This is a genomic window from Micromonospora eburnea, assembly GCF_900090225.1.
Classification (GTDB): domain Bacteria; phylum Actinomycetota; class Actinomycetes; order Mycobacteriales; family Micromonosporaceae; genus Micromonospora; species Micromonospora eburnea.
Map to the genome: position 1 here is coordinate 6,150,851 of NZ_FMHY01000002.1, position 21,505 is coordinate 6,172,355.

General features: G+C 72.8%; 20 protein-coding genes. 10 read left to right on the top strand and 10 right to left on the bottom strand.

The annotated features are described in order from the left end of the window. Nucleotides 1-59: 59 nt before the first annotated feature. The 6 genes from GA0070604_RS26635 to GA0070604_RS26660 form a co-directional block, all read right to left on the bottom strand. A complete protein-coding gene (locus GA0070604_RS26635; RefSeq protein WP_091124431.1) occupies nt 60-1,616 on the bottom strand; it encodes a sensor histidine kinase in 1,557 nt (518 codons plus the stop codon). Beyond that, nucleotides 1,613-2,314: a response regulator transcription factor gene (locus GA0070604_RS26640; protein WP_091124435.1), complete on the bottom strand. Its 702-nt coding sequence runs from the start codon at nt 2,312-2,314 to the stop codon at nt 1,613-1,615. Before GA0070604_RS26640 ends, GA0070604_RS26635 begins: the two co-directional genes overlap by 4 nt. Before the next feature lie 85 nt (nt 2,315-2,399). Next, nucleotides 2,400-3,014 (bottom strand): PadR family transcriptional regulator, encoded by a 615-nt coding sequence (locus tag GA0070604_RS26645; protein WP_091124438.1) that lies wholly within the window; start codon nt 3,012-3,014, stop codon nt 2,400-2,402. Next, on the bottom strand, nt 3,011-3,844 hold the full coding sequence (locus GA0070604_RS26650; protein WP_091124442.1) for a DUF4097 family beta strand repeat-containing protein: 834 nt from the start codon (nt 3,842-3,844) through the stop codon (nt 3,011-3,013). Before GA0070604_RS26650 ends, GA0070604_RS26645 begins: the two co-directional genes overlap by 4 nt. A 99-nt stretch (nt 3,845-3,943) precedes the next feature. Further along, nucleotides 3,944-4,870: a lysophospholipid acyltransferase family protein gene (locus GA0070604_RS26655; protein ID WP_091124445.1), complete on the bottom strand. Its 927-nt coding sequence runs from the start codon at nt 4,868-4,870 to the stop codon at nt 3,944-3,946. Continuing rightward, nucleotides 4,867-5,685 (bottom strand): GNAT family N-acetyltransferase, encoded by an 819-nt coding sequence (locus tag GA0070604_RS26660; RefSeq protein ID WP_091124449.1) that lies wholly within the window; start codon nt 5,683-5,685, stop codon nt 4,867-4,869. The genes GA0070604_RS26655 and GA0070604_RS26660 overlap by 4 nt, the downstream gene beginning before the upstream one ends. Before the next feature lie 210 nt (nt 5,686-5,895). Here GA0070604_RS26660 and GA0070604_RS26665 point away from each other — a divergent pair, with 210 nt between their 5' ends. The 5 genes from GA0070604_RS26665 (at nt 5,896) to GA0070604_RS26685 (ending at nt 12,711) form a co-directional block, all read left to right on the top strand. Beyond that, a complete protein-coding gene (locus tag GA0070604_RS26665; protein WP_091124453.1) occupies nt 5,896-6,552 on the top strand; it encodes a hypothetical protein in 657 nt (218 codons plus the stop codon). A 163-nt stretch (nt 6,553-6,715) separates the two neighbouring features. Further along, a complete protein-coding gene (locus GA0070604_RS26670; RefSeq protein ID WP_091124457.1) occupies nt 6,716-7,654 on the top strand; it encodes an ABC transporter ATP-binding protein in 939 nt (312 codons plus the stop codon). Further along, a complete protein-coding gene (locus tag GA0070604_RS26675) occupies nt 7,651-8,475 on the top strand; it encodes an ABC transporter permease (protein WP_091124460.1) in 825 nt (274 codons plus the stop codon). Before GA0070604_RS26670 ends, GA0070604_RS26675 begins: the two co-directional genes overlap by 4 nt. A 248-nt stretch (nt 8,476-8,723) precedes the next feature. Then, nucleotides 8,724-12,440 (top strand): multifunctional oxoglutarate decarboxylase/oxoglutarate dehydrogenase thiamine pyrophosphate-binding subunit/dihydrolipoyllysine-residue succinyltransferase subunit, encoded by a 3,717-nt coding sequence (locus GA0070604_RS26680; RefSeq protein WP_091124464.1) that lies wholly within the window; start codon nt 8,724-8,726, stop codon nt 12,438-12,440. Nucleotides 12,441-12,531: 91 nt separating this feature from the next. Continuing rightward, on the top strand, nt 12,532-12,711 hold the full coding sequence (locus GA0070604_RS26685) for a DUF6104 family protein (protein WP_091124467.1): 180 nt from the start codon (nt 12,532-12,534) through the stop codon (nt 12,709-12,711). 21 nt (nt 12,712-12,732) lie between these two features. Here GA0070604_RS26685 and GA0070604_RS26690 read toward each other — a convergent pair whose 3' ends face one another. Then, nucleotides 12,733-13,308, bottom strand: a complete 576-nt coding sequence (locus tag GA0070604_RS26690; protein ID WP_244162090.1) for a TetR/AcrR family transcriptional regulator — start codon at nt 13,306-13,308, stop codon at nt 12,733-12,735. A gap of 49 nt (nt 13,309-13,357) precedes the next feature. Here GA0070604_RS26690 and GA0070604_RS26695 point away from each other — a divergent pair, with 49 nt between their 5' ends. From GA0070604_RS26695 to GA0070604_RS26705, 3 genes are all read left to right on the top strand, one after another. After that, on the top strand, nt 13,358-13,870 hold the full coding sequence (locus GA0070604_RS26695) for a GNAT family N-acetyltransferase (RefSeq protein WP_091124470.1): 513 nt from the start codon (nt 13,358-13,360) through the stop codon (nt 13,868-13,870). A 72-nt stretch (nt 13,871-13,942) separates the two neighbouring features. Further along, nucleotides 13,943-16,006, top strand: coding sequence for a phosphate acetyltransferase (gene pta, locus GA0070604_RS26700; RefSeq protein ID WP_091124475.1), 2,064 nt, complete (start codon nt 13,943-13,945; stop codon nt 16,004-16,006). Next, a complete protein-coding gene (locus GA0070604_RS26705; protein WP_091124479.1) occupies nt 16,006-17,124 on the top strand; it encodes an acetate/propionate family kinase in 1,119 nt (372 codons plus the stop codon). The genes pta and GA0070604_RS26705 overlap by 1 nt, the downstream gene beginning before the upstream one ends. A 156-nt stretch (nt 17,125-17,280) precedes the next feature. Here the strand turns inward: GA0070604_RS26705 and GA0070604_RS32780 are convergent, their stop codons facing one another. Further along, nucleotides 17,281-17,457 (bottom strand): hypothetical protein, encoded by a 177-nt coding sequence (locus GA0070604_RS32780; protein WP_167363576.1) that lies wholly within the window; start codon nt 17,455-17,457, stop codon nt 17,281-17,283. 159 nt (nt 17,458-17,616) lie between these two features. Between GA0070604_RS32780 and GA0070604_RS26710 the strand changes: the two genes are divergently transcribed. Both GA0070604_RS26710 and GA0070604_RS26715 read left to right on the top strand, forming a co-directional pair. After that, nucleotides 17,617-18,600: an alpha/beta hydrolase family protein gene (locus GA0070604_RS26710; RefSeq protein WP_091127435.1), complete on the top strand. Its 984-nt coding sequence runs from the start codon at nt 17,617-17,619 to the stop codon at nt 18,598-18,600. A gap of 57 nt (nt 18,601-18,657) precedes the next feature. Then, the gene (locus GA0070604_RS26715; RefSeq protein WP_091124483.1) at nt 18,658-19,194 is read left to right on the top strand and encodes a nucleotidyltransferase domain-containing protein; all 537 of its coding nucleotides are present in this window, start codon (nt 18,658-18,660) and stop codon (nt 19,192-19,194) included. A gap of 35 nt (nt 19,195-19,229) precedes the next feature. Here GA0070604_RS26715 and GA0070604_RS26720 read toward each other — a convergent pair whose 3' ends face one another. After that, a complete protein-coding gene (locus GA0070604_RS26720) occupies nt 19,230-20,183 on the bottom strand; it encodes a zinc-binding dehydrogenase (protein WP_091127436.1) in 954 nt (317 codons plus the stop codon). Nucleotides 20,184-20,268: 85 nt separating this feature from the next. Further along, nucleotides 20,269-21,444, bottom strand: a complete 1,176-nt coding sequence (locus GA0070604_RS26725; protein WP_091124486.1) for an NAD(P)-dependent malic enzyme — start codon at nt 21,442-21,444, stop codon at nt 20,269-20,271. Nucleotides 21,445-21,505 lie beyond the last annotated feature (61 nt).

The window sequence follows — 21,505 nt, forward strand, 5'->3', positions numbered from 1 at the left end:
TCCACCTTCTCCGCTGGCACTGCGATCAGCCTGGAATCCGCCTGAATGTTTTCTGAAAGTCAGTCACCCGGCTCCGGCGCTTCGGGCAGCAGGGGCAGTTTGACCCGGAACGTGGCCCCACCGCCCGGCGTTTCGGCCACCTCGACCGTGCCGTGGTGTGCCGCCACCAACGCGGCCACGATGGCCAGCCCCAGCCCGGTGCTGGTCGGCCCGCCGGCCCGCCGGGTCCGCGCCGCGTCCACCCGGTAGAACCGCTCGAAGACCCGCTCGGCCTGCTCGGGGGTGAGGCCCGGGCCGGTGTCCGCCACCTCGACCACGGCCAGGTTGCCGGGCTCGCCCCGCAGCCGCAGGGTCACCGAGGCGTCCGGCGGGGTGTGGGTGAGCGCGTTGGTCATCAGGTTGCCGATCACCTGCCGCAGCCGGGCGTCGTCGCCGAGCACCACCAGCGGCCCGGCGCCGGGCTCGATGTCCAGCTCGATCCGGCGCTCCGGGTCGACCGCCCGGGCCGCCTGCACCGCGTCCGAGGCGAGCACCGGCAACTCCACCGGGGCCAGCGCGATCGGCCGTTCCCGGTCCATCCGGGCGAGCAGCAGCAGATCCTCCACCAACAGCCCCATCCGGGCCGCCTCGTCCTCGATCCGGCGCAGCAGGCCGGCGGTCTGCTCGGGCTGCCGGGCCGCACCCTGCCGGTACAACTCGGCGAAACCCCGGATGGTGGTCAGCGGGGTACGCAACTCGTGCGAGGCGTCCGCGACGAACTGCCGCATCCGTTCCTCGGAGCGGCGGGCCCGCGCCTCGGAGGCCTGCGCCTGCGCCGCCGCGTCCCGGGCGCTGGCCTCCGCGCTGCGGGCTGCCGCCTCGGACGCCGCTCTGGCCGTGAACGCGGCCTCGATCTGGGCGAGCATCGCGTTCAGCGCCCGGGAGAGCCGGCCCAGCTCGGAGGTGGGCACCGGCGCTCCCTCCTCCGGGTCGGGCACCCGCCGGGTCAGGTCGCCGCCGGCGATGGCCGCCGCGGTCCGCTCGATCTCGACGAGCGGCTTGAGACTGGTACGCACGATCCCCGCGCCCACCGATGCCACGATGATCAGCACCGCCCCACCCACCAGCAGGTCGATCCAGGCCAACTGCCTGACCGCCATGTCGACGTCAGTCAGGTTCTGCCCAATGGCGACCATCTGGCCGTTCGGGAGCTGGGTGTAGAGCATCCGCCAGCGGACGGAACTCTCGCGCGCACGAACGGTGAAGGGCTCCTCGTCCATCCTGGCGAAACCCGCTGCGTTCGCCGGCCAGGGCGGTAGGTCCTCAATGCGGAATCGAGAGGTGTCGTAGCGTGCGAAGAGAATCGCGCCGGTGGTCGGGTCGGTAGCGACCAGGACATAGTCAGTCGGAATGCCCAGCCCGCCCTCGTGCCGCTCCGCGACGGCGCTCTCCAGGTTGCGCTGCGACATCCGCAGCTCGTCGTCGACCTGGCCGAGCAGATAGTTGCCGAGAAAGTAGGCGGTCAGCGTACTGATCACCACGAGGGCCGCCGCGACGAGGGCGAGGACGGCGGCGACCAGCTTCACCCGCAGGGGTACACCGCGCAGCCAGCCCTTCGCGTCGTGGACGGCGCTCACGCCGCCGGCTTGCGTAGCACGTAGCCGACCCCGCGCAGGGTGTGGATCAGTCGGGGTTGGGTGTTGTCGATCTTGCGCCGCAGGTAGGAGATGTAGGACTCGACGATGTTGTCGTCCCCGCGGAAGTCGTAGTTCCAGACGTGGTCGAGGATCTGCGCCTTGGACAGCACCCGGTTGGCGTTGAGCATCAGGTAGCGCAGCAGCTTGAACTCGGTCGGCGACAGCTGCACCCGCTGGCCGGCCCGGTGCACCTCGTGGGTCTCCTCGTCCAGCTCCAGGTCGGCGAAGGTGAGCCGGGAGGGGGCGTGGTCGCCGGTGGCGGTACGCCGCAGCACCGCCCGGATCCGCGCGGTCAGCTCCTCCAGGCTGAACGGCTTGGTGACGTAGTCGTCGCCGCCCAGAGTGAGCCCGCGGATCTTGTCGTCGGTGGCGTCGCGGGCGGTCAGGAAGACCACCGGCGTACGCGTACCGCCCTCGCGGAGCAGCCGGATGACCTCGAAGCCGTCCAGGTCGGGCAGCATCACGTCGAGCACCACCAGGTCGGGCCGGTGGTCCTTGGCGGCGGTCAGCGCGGCGCTGCCGCTGGTCGCGGTGGCGACGTCGAAGCCGGCGAAGCGCAGGCTCGCGGAGAGCAGCTCGAGGATGTTGGGGTCGTCCTCGACGACGAGCAGACGAGCCTCGGTCTGGGTAGCCACCATGTCACCCATCATCCGCGCCCCGGCTGCGGTCCCGCTGGGTGGATGCTGGAAACAACCTGTGAGCCGGCCGAGCCCCGGCGGCGGCTCAGCGGAGCAGCCGGCGCAGCCCGTCCAGCGCGCCGTCGAGCAGCCGGATCGCCGTCCGGAGCTGGGCGTCGGTGAGCCGGCCGGCGCGGACCAGCGCGCCCACCTCGACGGTGAACGCGGCCAGCCGCTGGTCGAACTCGGCAAGCAGGGGCGTTTCGCCGCGCGCCGGGCCACCGCTGGCGGCGGGTCGGGTCGGCGGCGGCTCCCAGTGCCCCCGCCGGGTCTGCCGGGCCGCCTCGCGCAGCTCCCGCTTGAGATCGCGCACGGAGCCGCGTACCTCGCTGCGGATCTCGCCGGCCAGGGCGGACAGGTCCTCGACCGAGGCGCTGATGTCCGATTCCAGGGTGGCGAGCTCGTCGGCGCGCTGCCGCAGCTCCGCGCGGCCCGCCTCGGTGATCTCGTATACCTTGCGGCCGCCGACGGCGGTGTGGGTGACCAGCCCCTCGACCTCCAGGCGTTGCAGCCGGGGGTAGATGGTGCCGGCGCTCGGCGCGTACAGGCCGAGGAAGCGGTCCTCCAGCAGCCGGATCAGCTCGTAGCCGTGCTTCGGGCCGTCGTCGAGGAGCTTGAGCAGATAGAGCCGGAGCCGCCCGTGAGTGAACACGGCGGTCACGGCAGCTCCTCCAGGTCGTCGTCCTCGACGGGTCGGGCCAGCAGTGCGATGCTGCCGGACGTCGCGGACGCCCAGAGCTTACCGCCGCCCGCGCCGAGGACTCCGTGGCTGTCCTTGATCGAGCCGAAGCCGCTGCCGCCGCCCACCTGTGGGAAGCCGCTGGTGATCCGGCCGGAGGTGGTGTGCAGGTGGACGGTGAGGTCGCTGTCCTCGCGGACGCGGACCGTGATGCTGCCGGAGATGGCGCTGAGCCGGATCTCGCTGCCCCGCGGGTTGTCCAGGTCGCAGGTGATCGACCCGGAGACCGCGTGGGCGCGGACCCGTTCGGGCGCGCTGTCGGCGAGGATCAGCTCGCCGGAGACCGTCTCCAGGTCCAGGTCGCCGGCCACGCCGAGCGCCTCCACCGGACCCGAGATGACCTTCGCGACGGTGTGGCCGCGCAGCCCCATCAGGGTCACCTGCCCGGAGGTGACGTCGACCCGGGTGTCCCGGCGCAGGCCGGAGGCGACCAGCGAGCCGTCCACCATGTGCAGGTCGGCCAGCACGTCGGCCGGCACGGCGACGGAGACCTCGGCCCGGAACCGGCGGCCGAGCTGACCGAGCCACCAGAGGAACCCGGGCCAGCGGGGGTGCCGCTCGTGCCCGACGAAGAGGCGGCCGTCGCGGTGTTCCACGAGGACCGGCCGGCGGCTGACCCGGGTGATGTCGATCCGGGCCGGACCGTCGGTGGCGACCACGTTGAGCCGGCCGGTGACCAGCCGTACGTCGAGCCGGGTGACCGGCCCGTCCAGGGTGAGCCGCTGCGGGCTGTCGACCGTCCAGTTGGCCATGGCGTACTCCCCTCGGTGACGCGCCCACCAACGGCACGTCGAGCGACGGAGAAAGCATAACGCGATACATCGCGACTGAACAAGATTGTCGCGAGGGCGTCAGGCGGCCAGGTCCAGCGTCGCCTCCCGACCGGTCGACGTCACGGGACCACCGCCCGGACGGGCTGGCGAAAGGTCCCGCACCGGGCCGGGCCGAGCGGCGGGCACCGGCCGGGCCGGGGTCAGGTGGATCGCCGACTCGGCGACGCGGGCCAGCATCCGCCGATCCGCCGCCCCGGCCGGATGCAGCGCGGCGGCCACCACCACCGACACCGTCAGATCCCGGGCGGCCAGCACCCGGCGTACCGATTCCCAGAGCGTCTCCGCACCGAGGAAGGCGGCCAGGGTGGTCGGGTCGCCGGCGTCCCGGTAGGTGAGGCGCAGCGGCACGATCGGCGCGCCGGCGTCCACCGCGGCCTGGAACATGGCCGGCCGGAACCCCCGCGCGGGCCGGCAGTCGGCCGCCTCACCGCACCAGGTCGTCCCCTCGGGGAAGACCGCAACCGAGTGCCCGGCGCGCAGCGCGGCGGCCACCCGGCCGACCGTGGCCGGCAGGTCACGGGGCCGGGACCGGTCGACGAAGACCGTGCCGGCGGCGGCGGCCAGCGCCCCCACCACGGGCCACCCCCGCACCTCCCGCTTGGCGAGCATCCGGGTCGGCGCGACCGCGAGCACGGCCAGGACGTCCAGCCAGGAGACGTGGTTGGCGACCAGCAGCGCCCGCCGGCGCGGCAGCCGACCCCGGACCACCAGCCGCACGCCGAGGGCCCGCAGCGCGCCGCGAGCCCAGCCACGTAGCGCGGCCCGCCGCTCCCGGGCCGGCAGCAGAGGCAGCAGTACGGCCAGCCCGATCCCGGCCAGCAGCATCCCGACCGCCCCCAGCAGCCGCCCCACCCGGCGCGGAAGCGACACCGCCGACCCGGCGTCGGCCGGCAGGCACGCCGGGCCGCAGCCCGAGGCGGGCCGCCACAGGTCGTCGCCGGTCACGACGGCTCCCCACCGAGGAAGTGCCGCAGGTAGCGGGGGTTCATCCGGTCCAGCGAGAGCAGTACGTAGAAGTCGGCGCAGGCGAAGTCCGGGTCGTACGCCGGCTCCCCGCAGACCCAGGCGCCGAGCCGCAGGTAGCCGCGGAGCAGCGGGGGGACCAGCGCCCGGCGCTCGGCCGGCGACACCTCCAACTCGGCGTACCTGCCGTCGCGCAGCGCCCCGGGACCGGCGGTCGACAGGACGGCCGGCGCCTCGGCGAACCACGGGCGGCGGGGCGTGACCCGCAGCGGCGGCGGGGCCAGGTGCCGGGCGCTGGCCTGGGCCCACACCTCCGCGACCGTGGTGCCGCCGTCGGCGACCGGCACCGAGGCGCAGCCGCCGAGCCAGCGCGACCCGCGCAGGTGCAGGTAGCGGGCGATGCCGGCCCACATCAGGTTGATCACCGCACCGGAGCGGTGGTCCGGGTGCACGCAGGAGCGGCCCGCCTCGACCAGGTCGTCCCGGAGCGGGGCGAGCGGGGCCAGGTCGAACTCGCCGTCGGCGTACGGGCGGCTCGCGCGGCCGGGCGGCAGCAGCCGGTACGTGCCGACCACCTCGTCGGTGCCCTCGCGCAGCACCACCAGGTGGTCGCAGTGGGCGTCGAACTCGTCGGTGTCGAGCCCGGCGGCCCCCGGGTGCAGGGTCGCGCCGAGTTCGGTGGCGAACACCTCGTGCCGGAGGCGTTGCGCGGCCGCGACCAGATTCGGGTCGTCGGCGATCAGCAGGGTGTAACCGCTGGTCGTGAGGGGTGCGCCAGCGGCGTGCAGAACGGCCATGGGTATCTGTGTAGGTGCCCCGGTTGCCGGCCACGGGGATGAGGGGTGTCGATCCGGTGAACGCCGGCCGGCGCTCCGGTCCGCCCCCCCACCTGCGGCGGATCACCATCCGTCCCGGAATCGGGCGGGTGGAGCCGGCGAAGGCGGGCGTGCGAGGCTGCCGGGCGGGGCCGGCGAGGGGGCCGGGCCCGGACCAGCCTGGAGGACGTCATGATCATCGAGTCGCGCTTTCACGGGCCCGCCGGCTCGGGCAACGGCGGCTGGAGCGCCGGGGTCTTCGCGGCGGTGGTCGACGACCGGGGGCCGGTGGAGGTCACCCTGCGCAAACCGCCCCCGCTGGAGACCCCGCTGACCGCGGTCGACGGCGCGGTCCTCGACCCCGACGGCCAGGTGATCGCGCAGGTACGCCGGATCGACGGGTTCAGCGCCGTGGTCCCGCCGGTCGACCGGCCGACGGCCGAGGCCGCCGCCAAGGCGTACCCGGGGCTGGTCGAGCACCCGTTCCCCGGGTGCTACGTATGCGGCCCGGAGAATCCGGACGGACTGCGGATCTTCCCGGGCCGGCTGCCGGACGGGCGGACGGCCGCGCCGTTCCGCGCCCCGGCCGACGTGGTGCCGGCGACGGTCTGGGCGGCACTGGACTGCCCCGGCGGCTGGGCGGTGATCGCGCCCGGCCGCCCGTACGTCCTGGGTCGGATCGCCTCGGTGGTCGCGGCGCTGCCACGCCCCGACGACGAGTGCGTGGTGACCGGCGCGATGGTCGGCGGGGAGGGGCGCAAGGCCGAGGTGCACTCCAGCCTCTACGGCCCCGACGGCGCCCTGCTCGGCTACGCCCGGGCCACCTGGATCGCGCTGCCGCCGGCCTGACCTCTCCTCCCTGAGGATGATCACCTCCTGCCTGGGACGGAGGCTGTCGTACGCGTCCCGCCTGATTGACCAGGTTGCGCGAGGTTGTCAGGCTGTGCCACGGCGCTTTCCGCAACCGCGCCCCGACCGGCGCGTCCATGCGCCGTGCCAGGAGAGGAGAACGATGTCCGACGGGCAGTCAAGCCCCAGCGCCGGGACCGGCCAGATCGTGGTGTCCGGACTGACCAAGCAGTACAAGAACCTCCGGGCGGTCGACAACCTGTCCTTCACCGTCCAGTCGGGCCGGGTGACCGGCTTCCTCGGCCCGAACGGCGCCGGCAAGACGACCACCCTCCGCATGCTGCTCAACCTGGTCACCCCGACCGCCGGCCAGGCGACCATCGGCGGCCACCGGTACGCCGACCTGGTCGACCCGCTGCGCTCGGTGGGCGCGGTGCTGGAGGCGTCCAGCGCGCACAAGGGCCGCACCGGCATCAACCACCTGCGGGTGATCTGCGCGGCGGCCGGCCTGCCCCGCGAGCGGGCCGACGAGGTGCTTGCCATGGTCGGGTTGACTCCGGCGGCGAAGCGCAAGTTCAAGGGCTACTCGCTGGGCATGAAGCAGCGGCTCGGCATCGCGGCCGCGATGCTCGGCAACCCGCAGGTGCTGATCCTCGACGAGCCGGCCAACGGCCTCGACCCGGAGGGCATCCGCTGGATGCGCGGCTTCCTCAAGGGGCTGGCCGCCGAGGGGCGCACCGTGCTGGTCTCCAGCCACCTCCTCTCCGAGATGCAGCTGCTCGCCGACGACGTGGTGATCATCGCGGCCGGCCGGCTGGTCCGGCAGGGCCCGGTGGACCAGGTGATCGGCTCGATGGCGCACGGCACCCAGGTGCGGGTCCGCACCCCGCAGGCCGAGGAACTGGCCGCCGCGCTGCGCGAGCAGGCGGCCACGGTCAACAAGGACGAGCACGGCGCGCTGCTGGTCGCCGGGGTGGACGCCCCGACGGTCGGCCGGGTCGCCCTGGCCACCAAGGTCGAGCTGCACGAGCTGACCACCGAGCGCCCCGACCTGGAAGGGGTCTTCCTCGAACTGACGGCCGGAAAGGCGGGCATCCGATGAACCTGGTGCGATCCGAGCTGCTCAAGATCCGTACCACCAGCACCTGGTGGGTCTTCGGGCTCATCTCGCTGCCGCTGTGGGCCATCACCCTGCTGCTCAACTGGATACAAACCTCCGCGCTGGCCAGCGCGGACTTCGGCGAGGTGCCGGCCGATCAGGCAGACAAGCTCCACGCCGTGCAGACAGTGGAGAGTCTGGCCGCCAACATCTACACCAACGGGCAGTTCTTCGGCCTGCTCATCGTGATGTTGCTCGGCATCATCGTGGTGACCAGCGAGTTCTTCCACCAGACGGTGACCACCACGTTCCTCACCGCGCCGCACCGCACCGCGGTGATGCTGGCCAAGCTGGTCGCCGCAGCCGGGCTGGCGATCGTCTTCTGGCTGATCACCACCGCGCTCAACCTGGTGTTCGGAGGGCTGATCCTGAGCAGCGTGGACGTCGGCTCCCAGCTCAGCAGCGGCGGGGTCTGGCGCGCCGTCGGGCTCAACGGGCTTGCCTACCTGCTTTGGTCGATGTTGGGCGTCGCCGTCGGCGTGCTGATCCGGAGCCAGATCGGCGCCACGGTGACCAGCATCCTGCTTTACCTGGGCGGCACCATCGGCGCGGCCTTCGCGATCAGCCTGCTGGCCATGAAGTTCGGTGACTGGATCAACAAGCTCCAGCTGGTGGTCCCCTCGCTGGCGTCCAGTCTGATGGTGAGCGGGACCGAGATCCCGGGCGACCCGCCGCGCTGGGCGGGGGCGGCCGTGTTGATCGGGTACACGGTCGTGGCCGGCGTCATCGGCGTGCTGACCATCCGGCGGCGCGACATTTCCTGAGCCGTACGCGACCGGCCCGGCGGGCGGCGACCATGCCGCCCGCCGGGCCGTCTCCTTTAACAGGAGTCGACCGGACACGCAGCGTTTGCCGAACTTCTGGCATCTTCTGTGAAACGGGCCACCCGCCGGAGGCGAGAATGCTCACCGGATTCGTACGGCGTAGCCTTGGGACGTCCGTGCGCCCATTTCCCGGGCGCCGGCGGACACCGCGTGCATACGAACCGGCGTGAAAGAGGCGATCAGCGGCCGTGTCGACCCAGCAAACTTCGTCGCAGGAGAACCCACTGGCGGGTTTCGGCCCGAACGAGTGGATCGTCGAGGAGATGTACCAGCGCTATCTCGCCGACCCCTCGAGCGTGGACCCGGCCTGGCACGACTTCTTCGCCGACTACCGGCCCGCCCCGGGCGCCGCCACCCCGCGCCCCGGCAGCACGGCCAAGCCGGCCCCCCGTCCCGAGCCCGGCGAGCAGCAGGAAGCCGTCGCCAGCGTCGCCCAGCAGCCGGTCCCGGCAAAGCCGGCCCCGGCCGCCAAGGCCCCCGAGAAGCCGGCCGCCAAGCCGGCCGAGAAGGCCGCCGCCAAGCCGGCCGCGAAGCCCGCCGCCAAGACCCCGACCCCCGGCACCACCCCGCTGCGCGGCGTCGCCGCCAAGATCGTGCAGAACATGGACGCCTCGCTCGCGGTGCCGACCGCCACGAGCGTCCGCGCGGTCCCGGCGAAGCTGCTGGTCGACAACCGCATCGTGATCAACAACCACCTGGCCCGCGGTCGCGGCGGCAAGGTGAGCTTCACCCACCTGATCGGGTACGCGATGGTCCGGGCGCTGGTCGAGCACCCGGAGATGAACAACTCCTACGCCGAGGTCGACGGCAAGCCGGCGATGGTCCGCCCGGAGCACGTCAACCTGGGCATCGCCATCGACCTGGCCAAGCCGGACGGCTCCCGCACCCTGGTGGTGCCCTCCATCAAGGCCTGCGAGCAGATGGACTTCCGGCAGTTCTGGCAGGCGTACGAGGACGTGGTCCGGCGCGCCCGCCGCAACGAGCTGACCATGGAGGACTACTCAGGCACCACCATCTCGCTGACCAACCCGGGCGGCATCGGCACGGTCCACTCGATCCCGCGCCTGATGCAGGGCCAGAGCGCCATCATCGGTGTCGGCGCCATGGAATACCCGGCGCCGTACCAGGGCATGAGCGAGGCGACCCTGGCCGAGCTGGCGGTCAGCAAGATCATCACGCTGACCAGCACGTACGACCACCGGATCATCCAGGGCGCGCAGTCGGGCGAGTTCCTCAAGGTGATGCACGAGCTGCTGCTCGGCGAGCGCGGCTACTACGACCAGATCTTCACCTCGCTGCGCATCCCGTACGAGCCGGTGCGCTGGGTGCAGGACGTGGCCGTCAACTCCGAGGGTCAGATCAACAAGACCGCGCGGGTGCACGAGCTGATCCACGCGTACCGGGTGCGCGGCCACCTGATGGCCGACACCGATCCGCTGGAGTTCAAGATCCGCAAGCACCCGGACCTGGACGTCCTCCAGCACGGGCTGACCCTGTGGGACCTGGACCGGGTCTTCCCGGTCAACGGTTTCGCCGGTCGGCAGCGGATGAAGCTGCGCGAGATCCTCGGCGTGCTGCGTGACTCGTACTGCCGCCGGGTCGGCGTCGAGTACATGCACATCCAGGACCCGGAGGAGCGGCGCTGGATCCAGGAGCGGATAGAGCGCAAGTACGAGAAGCCGAACCGGGACGAGCAGAAGCACGTGCTCAACCGGCTCAACGCCGCCGAGGCGTTCGAGACCTTCCTGCAGACCAAGTACGTCGGCCAGAAGCGCTTCTCGCTGGAGGGCGGCGAGTCGCTGATCCCGCTCCTCGGTGAGGTGCTGGAGAGCTCCGCCGAGGCCGGGCTGGACGAGGTTGTCATCGGCATGGCCCACCGCGGCCGGCTCAACGTGCTGGCCAACATCGTCGGCAAGCCGTACGAGAAGATCTTCTCCGAGTTCGAGGGGCACCTCGACCCGCGCTCCACGCAGGGCTCGGGCGACGTGAAGTACCACCTCGGCCAGAACGGCAAGTTCACCACCCCGAACGGCGAGCACGCGGTCAAGGTGTCGGTGGTGGCGAACCCGTCGCACCTGGAGGCCGTGGACCCGGTGCTGGAGGGCATCGTCCGGGCCAAGCAGGACCGGATAGACCTCAAGCTGGAGGGCTACACCGTGCTGCCGCTGGCGGTGCACGGTGACGCGGCCTTCGCCGGCCAGGGCGTGGTCGCCGAGACGCTCAACCTGTCGCAGCTGCGCGGCTACCGCACCGGCGGCACGGTGCACGTGGTGGTCAACAACCAGGTCGGCTTCACCACCGCCCCGGAATACAGCCGGTCCAGCCTCTACAGCACCGACGTCGCCCGGATGATCCAGGCGCCGATCTTCCACGTCAACGGCGACGACCCCGAGGCCGTCGTCCGGGTGGCCCGGCTCGCCTTCGAGTACCGCCAGGCGTTCAACAAGGACGTCGTGATCGACATGGTCTGCTACCGCCGGCGCGGGCACAACGAGGGCGACGACCCGTCGATGTCCAACCCGCAGATGTACCAGATCATCGACTCCAAGCGGTCGGTCCGGAAGCTCTACACCGAGGAGCTCATCGGGCGGGGTGACATCACCGTGGAGGACGCGGAGGAGCTGCTGCGCGACTACCAGGCGCAGCTGGAGCGGGTCTTCAAGGCCACCCGGGACGCGGCCACCACGCCGCGCCAGCTCAGCCGGCCGCGCCGCGAGGACGAGCCGGAGCCGCAGGTCGACACCGCCACCGACGCCGCGGTGATCAAGGCGATCGGCGAGGCGCACATCAACCTCCCCGAGGGCTTCAACCCGCACAAGCGCATCCAGCAGCTGCTGGACCGGCGGGCCAAGATGTCCGTCGAGGGCGGCATCGACTGGGGCTTCGGCGAGATCATCGCGTTCGGCGCGCTGTTGCACGACGGGGTCACCGTCCGGCTCGCCGGGCAGGACTCCCGGCGCGGCACCTTCGTCCAGCGGCACGCCTCGATCGTCGACTCGAAGACCGGCGACGACTACCTCCCGCTGAAGTCGCTCACCGGCGACGGCGAGCGGTCCCGCTTCTTCGTCCACGACTCGCTGCTGTCCGAGTACGCCGCGATGGGCTTCGAGTACGGCTACTCGGTGGAGAACGTCAACGCGCTGGTCTGCTGGGAGGCCCAGTTCGGTGACTTCGTCAACGGCGCCCAGTCGGTGATCGACGAGTTCATCTCCTCCGGCGAGGTGAAGTGGGGCCAGCGCTCCGCGGTCACCCTGCTGCTGCCGCACGGCCACGAGGGCCAGGGCCCGGACCACACCTCCGGCCGCCCGGAGCGGTTCCTCCAGCTCTGCGCCGAGGACAACATGCGGGTGGCCATCCCGACCACCCCGGCGAACTACTTCCACCTGCTGCGTCGCCAGGCCCTGTCGCCGAAGCGCAAGCCGCTGGTGGTGTTCACGCCGAAGTCGCTGCTGCGGCACAAGCTCTGCGTGTCGCCGGTGGAGGACTTCACCTCGGGCACCTTCCAGCCGGTCCTGCGGGACACCGCCGCCCCGGCACCGGAGCAGGTGAAGCGGGTGCTGCTCTGCTCGGGCAAGGTCTACTACGACCTGTTCCAGGCCCGGCAGGAGCGGGGGGTCACGGACACCGCGATCATCCGGATGGAGCAGCTCTACCCGCTGCCCGTCGAGGAGATCCGGGCCGCCCTGGCGCAGTACCCGAACGCCGAGGACTTCGCCTGGGTGCAGGAGGAGCCGGCCAACCAGGGTGCCTGGTCGTTCGTCGCGCTCAACCTGCTGGAGCACCTGAGCGACGTCCGGCTGCGCCGCATCTCCCGTCCGGCGGCCGCCGCTCCGGCGGTCGGCTCGGCGAAGATGCACGAGGTCGAGCAGGCCGCGCTGATCGAGGCGGCCCTCCCCCGCCCGTGACCTGACCGCACCGCGAGACACCGGGGCAGCGACCGTACGACGGCCGCTGCCCCGCCTCGTGTGGCAACACCGTTTTCGAGAGGACGAACCGTTGTACTTCACCGACCGTGGCATCGAGGAGCTGGTCGAGCGCCGGGGCGAGGAGCAGGTCAGCCTGGAGTGGCTGGGCGAGCGGCTGCGCGACTTCGTCGATCTGAACCCCGAGTTCGAGACCCCGATCGAGCGCTTCGCCACCTGGCTGGCCCGGCTGGACGACGAGGACGACGAGTAGGTCGGGGATCGCGGCCCGGGTTCAGCGGGCCGCCGCCCCGATCAGGCGCAGGTAGCGTTCGACGACCGCCGTCGTGCGCTCGGCGTCGCCGGTGGCCAGCAGATCGAGCAGGGCACCGCGCAGCACGGCCAGGCCGAGGGCCGGATCCCGATCGCCGGTGTCGTGGCCACCCTGGACCTCGGCGAGCAGGCCGAGCCAGTCCGCCACCGTCTGCCGGGCGAATCCCGCCCACGGTCCGTCCGGCTCGCCGAGCGAGCGGGCGTACGCCTGGGCCCACAGCACCAGCATCGGGCGATGGGCCGGATCCACGAGCCATCCCCAGGTCGTCCGCACCGCCGCCGGGAAGTCCTCCGGACCCCCGGCCGCGCGGGCCCGCTGGAGCGCGGCCAGCTCGTCGGACCTGGCCCGGGCGAGCAGGGCCCGGATCAGCGCCTCCTTCGAGCCGAAGAGGAAGAGCAGGACCCGGGGGCTGGACCCGATGGCGGAGGCGAGGGGGCGGAGCGACAGCTCCGCCAGCCCGTGCTCCATCGCATACGCGTACGCCCGCTCCAGCAGTTCCTCGCGGCGGGCGCTGGGGGGTCGCTCGTGCTGGCTCACAGCGCTACTCTGCCACTGAAACGACTGTTTCAGTTGTGGAGGGGTGTCAATGAGCGAAGAGATCCTCATTCGTCCGCTGGACCGTCCCGGCGACCTCGGCTGGGTGGTGATGGCCCACGGCGAGCTGTACGCCGCCGAGTTCGGCTGGGACACCAGCTTCGAGGCGCTCGTGGCGCGGATCGTCGCCGACTACGCCGCCGGCCACGACCCGGCCCGGGAAGCCGCGTGGATCGCCGAGCTCAACGGTGAGCGGGTGGGCTGCGTCTTCTGTGTGGCGGCGGACGACCGGACCGCCCAGCTGCGGATCCTGCTGGTCGACCCCGCGGCCCGGGGGCGGCGTCTCGGCGGCCGACTGGTCGACGAATGCCTCGCCTTCGCCCGGCGGGCGGGCTACACCCGGATGCGGCTCTGGACCAATCACCCCCTGGTCGCCGCCCGTCGGATCTACCTATCCCGTGGCTTCCACCTGATCCAGGAGGAACCACACCACAGCTTCGGCACCGACCTGACCGGGCAGGTGTACGAACGAGAGCTGGAACCGGCCGCGGTGGCTCCCTCGTGACCACGGAACGGGCCGTCGGTCCCGGGCACAAGGACCCGGGCGGGTGACACCGCGATCTTGTAGCGTGAGGTCGTGGCACGCAGCGTGTACGTGACCGGCGTGGGGTCGGGCGGTGGCAAGTCGACGGTGGCGCTCGGGTTGGCCGAGTTGCTGTCCCGGCAGGTCGAGCGGATCGGCGCGTTCCGGCCGTTGGTTCCCGGCACCGGCCCCGACCAGATCCTCGCCCTGCTCACCGAGCGCTACCGGGTGGAGCTGCCGATCGACGAGCTGCACGGCTCGACGTACGCGGAGGCAACCGCGCTGGTCGCCGACGGACGGCGGGAGGAGCTGATCTCCCGGATCGTCGCCCGCTACCGCGAGGTCGAGCGGCGCTGCCCGGCCGTCGTCGTGGTGGGCAGCGACTTCGCCGACGGGGACGGCGCCGGGCCCCGTGAGCTGGCCTTCAACGCCCGGCTGGCCACCGAGTTCGGCAGCGTGGTGGTGCCCGTGGTCGACGGGTTCGGCCAGCAACCCGAGGCGATCGCGGCGGCGGCGCGCGGGGCGTACCACGACCTGGCGGACCTGGGCGCGACCGTGGTGGCCGTGGTGGCCAACCGGGTGCCCGGGCCGATGACGCTGCCCGAACTGCCCGTCCCCGCGTACGCGATCCCGGAGGTGCCGGCCGTGTCGGCGCCGACGGTGGCCGAGGTGGCGGCGGCGCTCGGCGCCACCCTGCTCTCCGGCGACGAGGCCACGCTCGACCGGGACGTGCTCGACTACGTGGTGGGCGCGGCGCACGTACCCACCCTGCTCGACCACCTGACCGACGGGGCGTTGGTGATCACCCCTGGCGACCGGGCCGACCTGCTGGTGGCGGCCGGCGCGGCGCACGTCGCCGGGCAGGTCTCCCTGGCCGGCCTGGTGCTCACCCTCGGCGAGCAGCCCGACCCGCGGGCGATGCGGCTGGTCGAGCGGATGAGCACCGGGCTGCCCGTGCTCTCGGTGACCAGCGACAGCTACGACACGGTCGCGGCGTCCAGCCGGATCGAGGGCCGCCCCAGCACAGCGAACCCGCGCAAGGTGGAGGCGGCGATCGGCGCCTTCGAACGCTGCGTGGACACCGTCGACCTGGCCGGCCGGCTGCGGGTCAGCCGCTCCGAACGGGTCACCCCGCTGATGTTCGAGAACGACCTCATCGATCGGGCCCGGACGCGACGCCGGCGGCTGGTGCTGCCGGAGGGCGCGGAGGAGCGGATCCTGCGCGCGGCGGAGATCCTGCTCCGCCGGGACGTCGCCGACCTCACCCTGCTCGGCCGCCCCGACGACATCGCCCGGCGTACCCGGGAGCTGGGCGTGGACCTCGGCGACGCGCAGGTGGTCGACCCGGTGACCAGCCCGTGGCGGGACGAGTTCGCCGACGAGTACGCCAAGTTCCGCGCGCACCGGGGCATGACCCCCGAACTGGCCCACGACATCGTCGCCCAGCCGAACTACTTCGGCACCATGATGGTGTGGGCCGGGCACGCCGACGGCATGGTCTCCGGCGCCACCCACACCACCGCGGCGACCATCCGGCCGGCCTTCGAGATCATCCGGACCGTGCCGGGCGTCTCGGTCGCCTCCAGCGTCTTCTTCATGCTGCTCGCCGACCGGGTGCTGGTCTACGGCGACTGCGCGGTCAACCCGGACCCGGACGCCGCCCAGCTCGCCGACATCGCCATCTCGTCGGCCGACACGGCGGCCCGGTTCGGCATCGAGCCGCGGGTGGCGATGCTGTCGTACTCGACCGGCGACTCCGGCTTCGGGGCGGACGTGGAGAAGGTCGCGACCGCCACCAAGCTGGTCCGCGAACGCCGACCGGAGCTGCTGGTGGAGGGCCCGATCCAGTACGACGCGGCGATCGACCCGCACGTGGCGGCCACCAAGCTGCCGGACAGCCCGGTGGCGGGGCGGGCCACGGTGTTCATCTTCCCGGACCTGAACACCGGCAACAACACGTACAAGGCGGTGCAGCGGTCGGCCGGCGCGGTGGCGGTCGGCCCGGTCATGCAGGGCCTGCGGCGCCCGGTCAACGACCTGTCCCGGGGCGCCACCGTGCCCGACATCGTCAACACGGTGGCGATCACCGCCATCCAGGCCGCCGCCGGGGAGTCCTGATGAGCCGCATCCTCGTCCTCAACTGCGGGTCGTCGTCGGTCAAGTACCGGCTGTACGACGGCGAGCAGGTCCGCGACAAGGGCACCGTCGAGCGGATCGGCGAGCCGGGAGGCGGGCCGGCCGACCACGAGACCGCGGTGCGGGAGATCATCGAGCGGCTCGACCTCGACGGGCTGGCCGGGATCGGGCACCGGGTGGTGCACGGCGGCCGGAGGTTCAGCGCGCCGGTGCTCATCGACGCCGGGGTGATCGCCGCGATCGAGGACCTGGTGCCGCTCGCGCCGCTGCACAACCCGGCGAACCTGGCCGGTATCCGGGTGGCCCGGGAGGCGCTGCCGGACACTCCGCAGGTCGCCGTCTTCGACACCGCCTTCCACCACACGCTGCCCGAGGCCGCCGCCACGTACGCCATCGACCGGGACACCGCCGAGCGGTGGGGCATCCGCCGGTACGGCTTCCACGGCACCTCGCACGCGTACGTCTCCCGACGCACCGCCGAACTGCTCGGCCGGCCGTACGCGGAGCTGAACACGATCACCCTGCACCTGGGCAACGGGGCGAGCGCCTGCGCGGTCCGCGGCGGGCGCAGCGTGGCCACGTCGATGGGCATGTCCCCGCTGGAGGGCCTGGTCATGGGCACCCGCAGCGGCGACCTGGATCCGACGGTCATCTTTCACCTGCGCCGCGAGGCCGGGATGGGTGTGGACGAGATCGACGACCTGCTCAACCACCGCAGCGGCCTGCTCGGGCTGACCGGGGTCAACGACATGCGCGAGGTGCTGGCCCGCCGGGACGCCGGCGACCCGGCCGCCACGCTCGCCTTCGACGTCTACCGCCGCCGGATCACCGGATACGTGGGCGCCTACTACGCCCTGCTCGGACGGGTCGACGCGGTCACCTTCACCGCCGGGGTCGGCGAGCACGCGGCACCGGTCCGGGCCGCGTCGCTGGCCGGCCTGGAGCGGCTCGGGATCGCCGTCGACCCGACCCGCAACGACGGCAGCGGTGACCGGGTGATCTCCCCGGACGGCGCCGAGGTCACGGTCTGTGCGGTCAACACCGACGAGGAGCGCGAGATCGCCCGGGAGACCCGGGACGTGCTCGGCTCGCTCGGCTGAGCCGCCGGGTCCGGTCCGGCCGCTGCTCGGGATGCGGCAGGTCGCGGTGTGCGGGAGGCCGGGCACCCCCACATCCCGCTCCTGGCGTGAACCACGCGTGCGACGACAGCGGGCAGGCCGGACAAGTGCCTTTCGGCGACCGCCCGGCAGCGGGGCTCAGGCCAGCACCAGCCAGGCGACCAGGGCCACGACCACGACGGCGACGGCGATGCCGGCGATCAGCGGCAGCCGGGAGGGCGCCTCCTCCGCCGCCGCCGCTGCCGCCTCGGGCGACTCGACGAAGGCACGGAACTGCGCGGTGTTGCCGCTCGGGTCGGTGTAGTTCTCAGCCATGCGCGTGACCCTAGCGAAACTCGTCCACCCGGACGTTCTCCCCACGTGCCCACGACGACAACACCGCCCGGCCGGTGGAGGCACGTCGGCCGGGTGGGCGGCGACGCCCGGTCCGGACGTACGGGCCGTGCCGGCCGCCCGGCCGCCTACCGTGAAGGGGTGAGAGTGCAGCGGCTCGTCGCCGCGCTGGTGACGGCGCTGCTCGCCGGATGTGCTCCGGCCATGACCGCCGCTCCGGAGCCGCCCACCAGCCAATCCGCCCCGCAACGGACGTACGCCGTCGGGATGCGGCAGTTCGTCGTCGACCCGGGCGGCCCCCGGCCGCTGCCGGTGACCGTCTGGTATCCGGTGGAGCCGGCCGCACCGACGGCGACGGGCTCCGTCCCCACGGCCACCCGGTCGGCCGCGCCCACGGCCACCCCGTCCCCGGGCGCACCGGAAGTCCGGCCGGGCGCGGCGGTGGCCGCCGGACGCTTCCCGGTGGTGATCTACAGCCACGGGCTGCGCAGCCTGCCCGAGTTGCACGCGCCGTTGACCACCCGCTGGGCCGCCGCGGGCTTCGTGGTGGCCGCGCCCACCTTTCCGCGTACGAACCTGCGGGCGCGGGACTTCACCCGGGCGGACGTCCGCAACCAGCCCGCCGACGGCTGGCGACTGATCCGCCACCTGGTACGCCTCGACGCCCACCGCGGCGACCCGCTCGCCGGGCACCTGGCCGTCAACCGGATCGGCGCGGCCGGCCACTCGGCAGGCGGCTTCACCACGGCCGGCATGTTCACCGCCGGCCATTCCGCACGGCTGCGCGCGGGGATCGTGATCGCCGGCGGCGGCCTGGCCGGCGGCCTCGCCGGCCCCGTCGCCCCGCTGCTGTTCGTGCACGGCAGCGCCGACCCGATCGTGCCGGAGTCCGTCGGCCGGGCCGGGTACGCCCGCGTGCTCGGCCCGGCCGCCTTCCTGAGCCTCCCCGGTCAGGGCCACGGCGAGTACCTGATCCCGGGCCGCCCCGGCTTCGTCCAGGTCCTCGCCACCACCATCGACTTCCTCCGCTGGACCCTCTACGACGACCGGGCGGCCCTGCGCCGGCTCCCCGCCGACGCCCAACTCCCCGGCGTCACCGCCCTCACCAGCCGCCTCCCCCGCTGACCGCACTGGCAACCGGGCGGTCAGTGCGGGCGACGGGTGGGGACTAGCCTCGGCGGGATGGACGGCGACGGGCTGGTGGGACGACAACTCGGCGCGATCCGCGAGGTGACCGAGCTGGCGGAACAGGCCGGTGTCGCGGTGTGGCTGCGCGGCGGCTGGGCGATGGACTTCCACCTCGGCGAGGTGAGCCGACCGCACGTCGACGTCGACTGGTACTGCTGGCGACACGACGCCAGCGAGTTGGCGGCCCTGCTCGGCGGGCGCGGTTGGCGGCCCGATCCGCGGATGCCCGCCGAGACCCAGCTCGATCTGCTCCGGAACGACGTCGAGCTGAGCTTCGCGTACCTGGACCGGGACGCCGAGGGCCGGGTGGTGGTCGGTGCCGGGCCGTGGGCCGGCACCCCACTACCCGACGGGATGCTGGACGCCCGACCGGGCCACATCGGCCCGCTGGCCGCGCCGATCATCAGCGTGGCCGCGCAGATCGAGTTCAAGGAGATGTTCCCGGTCTGGATGCCGACCCGACCACGCCGCGCCAAGGACGCCGCCGACCTGGCCCGCCTCCGGGGCGTGCCGGACCCGCACGCGAGGTGACAGCCCGCCGAGCACGCCCCACCGGGGGCACGGGGTCAGGCGGTGTGGTCGATGACGACCTTGCCGAAGACGTCGCCCGAGGCGAGGCGGGCGAAGCCCTCCTCGATCCGGCTGAACGGCACCACGCTGTCGACCACCGGGCGCACCTCGTGCTCGGCGCAGAACGCGAGCAGCTCGGTGAGTTCCTCCGGGGTGCCCATCGAGGTGCCGAGAATCTCCAGCTGCATCGCGAAGACCCGGCGCAGGTTGACCTTGGGCTCGTGGCCGGAGGTGGCGCCGGAGACCACGATCCGGGCCATCGGCGCGGCCGACTTCAACGAGTGGTCGAAGGTGGCCGCCCCGACCGTCTCGATCACCACGTCGACCCGCTCCGGCAGCCGGGCGCCCGGCTCCAGCGCGGTCGCGCCCAGCCCGGCGATCCGCTCCCGCTTCACGGCGTCGCGGCTGGTCGCGTACACCCGCTTGCCGAGCGCGACGCCGAGCGCGACGGCGGCGGTGGCCACGCCGCCGCCGGCCCCCTGCACCAGCACCGACTCGCCGTCGGCCACCCGGCCCTTGGTGGTGAGCATCCGCCACGCGGTGAGCCAGGCCGTGGGCAGGCACGCCGCGTCGGTCGCCGACAGGCCCGCCGGCAGCGGCACCAGGTTCATCCGGGGTACGGCCACCCGCTCGGCGAACGTGCCGGGGAAGTGCTCGGAGAGGATGGAGATCCCACGCGGGTCGCCCGGCGTGGGCACCACCGGGTAGATGACCACCTCGTTGCCGTCCGGGTCGGTGCCGACCGCGTCACAGCCGAGGATCATCGGGAGTTGGTCGCCGGTGAGTCCCACCCCGCGCAGCGACCAGAGGTCGTGGTGGTTGAGCGAGCTGGCCAGCACCCGCACGGTGACCCAGTTCGGATCGGGGTGGATCGGCTCGGGACGGTCGCCGACGCTCAGCGCGGCGAGCGGGTTGTCCGCGTCCAGGGCGGAGGCATAGGCAGCACGCATGATCGGCACCGTAACAAGGAGAGCGGCCGTTAAGAAGGGCACCTTCCCATGCGAAATGCGATAAGAAGGTGCCCTTCCTTACACCTCAGCGGCGGGCGACCCCGTCGCGGCGGGCGGCCTCGGCGACCGCCTCGGCGACGGCCGGAGCGACCCGCGGGTCGAGCGGCGAGGGCACGACGGCCTCCGCGGTGAGCGACTCCGCGACCACGCCGGCGATGGCGTCGGCCGCGGCCACCTTCATCCCCTCGGTGATCCGGGTGGCCCGGGCGTCCAGCGCACCCCGGAACACGCCGGGGAAGGCGAGCACGTTGTTGATCTGGTTGGGGTAGTCGCTGCGCCCGGTGGCGACCACCGCGACGTGCCGGGCGGCCACCTCGGGGTGCACCTCGGGCGTCGGGTTGGCCAGCGCGAAGACGATGCCGCCGGGAGCCATCCCGGCCACCGCCTCCTCCGGGATCTGCCCACCGGAGACGCCGACCAGCACGTCCGCGCCGCGCAGCGCCTCGGTGATGTCGCCCTGCCGGCCGTCGGCGTTGGTGGTCTCGGCCAGCTCGGCCTTGGTCCCGGTCAGCTCGCGGTGCCGGCCGATGATGCCCTTGGAGTCGCAGACGACCACCTGGTCCGGGTTCACTCCCCCGGCGATCAGCATCTTCGTCACCGCGACGCCGGCCGCTCCGGCCCCGCTCACCGCCACCCGCAGGTCGCCGAACTTGCGGTTGAGCAGGGTCGTCGCGTTGCGCAGCGCGGCCAGCACCACGATCGCGGTGCCGTGCTGGTCGTCGTGGAAGACCGGGATCGGCAGCGCCTCGTCCAGCCGGCGTTCCACCTCGAAGCAGCGCGGCGCGCTGATGTCCTCCAGGTTGATCCCGCCGAACGAGGGGGCGAGCGCCCGCACCGCCGCGACGATCTCGTCCACGTCCTGGGTGTCCAGGCAGATCGGCACCGCGTCCACGCCCGCGAACTGCTTGAACAGCACCGCCTTGCCCTCCATCACGGGCAGCGCCGCGCGTGGACCGATGTTGCCCAGGCCGAGCACGGCGGAGCCGTCGGTGACCACGGCCACGGTGTGCGAGATCCAGGTGTAGTCGTCGGCGAGGTCGGGGTCGGCGGCAATCGCCTCGCACACCCGTGCCACCCCCGGCGTGTACGCGAGGGAGAGGTCGTCCCGGCTGGCCAGCGGCACCGTCGAGGTGACGGCCATCTTGCCGCCGGCGTGCAGCCGGAAGACGGGGTCAGCGAGGTCCGGGGTGGACGTAGGCATGGTGACTCCAGGATCTGTCGAGCAGACGGACCGGCCGGCTCGGCTCGCGATGGTCAGCGGC

Bases quoted from the DNA above. Each gene is read 5' to 3' on its own strand.
- GA0070604_RS32780 (WP_167363576.1), bottom strand. From the start codon at position 17,457: ATGGCTGAGAACTACACCGACCCGAGCGGCAACACCGCGCAGTTCCGT.
- GA0070604_RS26675 (WP_091124460.1), top strand. From the start codon at position 7,651: ATGAACCTGGTGCGATCCGAGCTGCTCAAGATCCGTACCACCAGCACC.
- GA0070604_RS26705 (WP_091124479.1), top strand. From the start codon at position 16,006: ATGAGCCGCATCCTCGTCCTCAACTGCGGGTCGTCGTCGGTCAAGTAC.
- GA0070604_RS26695 (WP_091124470.1), top strand. From the start codon at position 13,358: ATGAGCGAAGAGATCCTCATTCGTCCGCTGGACCGTCCCGGCGACCTC.
- GA0070604_RS26720 (WP_091127436.1), bottom strand. From the start codon at position 20,183: ATGCGTGCTGCCTATGCCTCCGCCCTGGACGCGGACAACCCGCTCGCC.
- GA0070604_RS26715 (WP_091124483.1), top strand. From the start codon at position 18,658: ATGGACGGCGACGGGCTGGTGGGACGACAACTCGGCGCGATCCGCGAG.
- GA0070604_RS26650 (WP_091124442.1), bottom strand. From the start codon at position 3,844: ATGGCCAACTGGACGGTCGACAGCCCGCAGCGGCTCACCCTGGACGGG.
- GA0070604_RS26665 (WP_091124453.1), top strand. From the start codon at position 5,896: ATGATCATCGAGTCGCGCTTTCACGGGCCCGCCGGCTCGGGCAACGGC.
- GA0070604_RS26725 (WP_091124486.1), bottom strand. From the start codon at position 21,444: ATGCCTACGTCCACCCCGGACCTCGCTGACCCCGTCTTCCGGCTGCAC.
- GA0070604_RS26640 (WP_091124435.1), bottom strand. From the start codon at position 2,314: ATGGTGGCTACCCAGACCGAGGCTCGTCTGCTCGTCGTCGAGGACGAC.
- GA0070604_RS26660 (WP_091124449.1), bottom strand. From the start codon at position 5,685: ATGGCCGTTCTGCACGCCGCTGGCGCACCCCTCACGACCAGCGGTTAC.
- GA0070604_RS26670 (WP_091124457.1), top strand. From the start codon at position 6,716: ATGTCCGACGGGCAGTCAAGCCCCAGCGCCGGGACCGGCCAGATCGTG.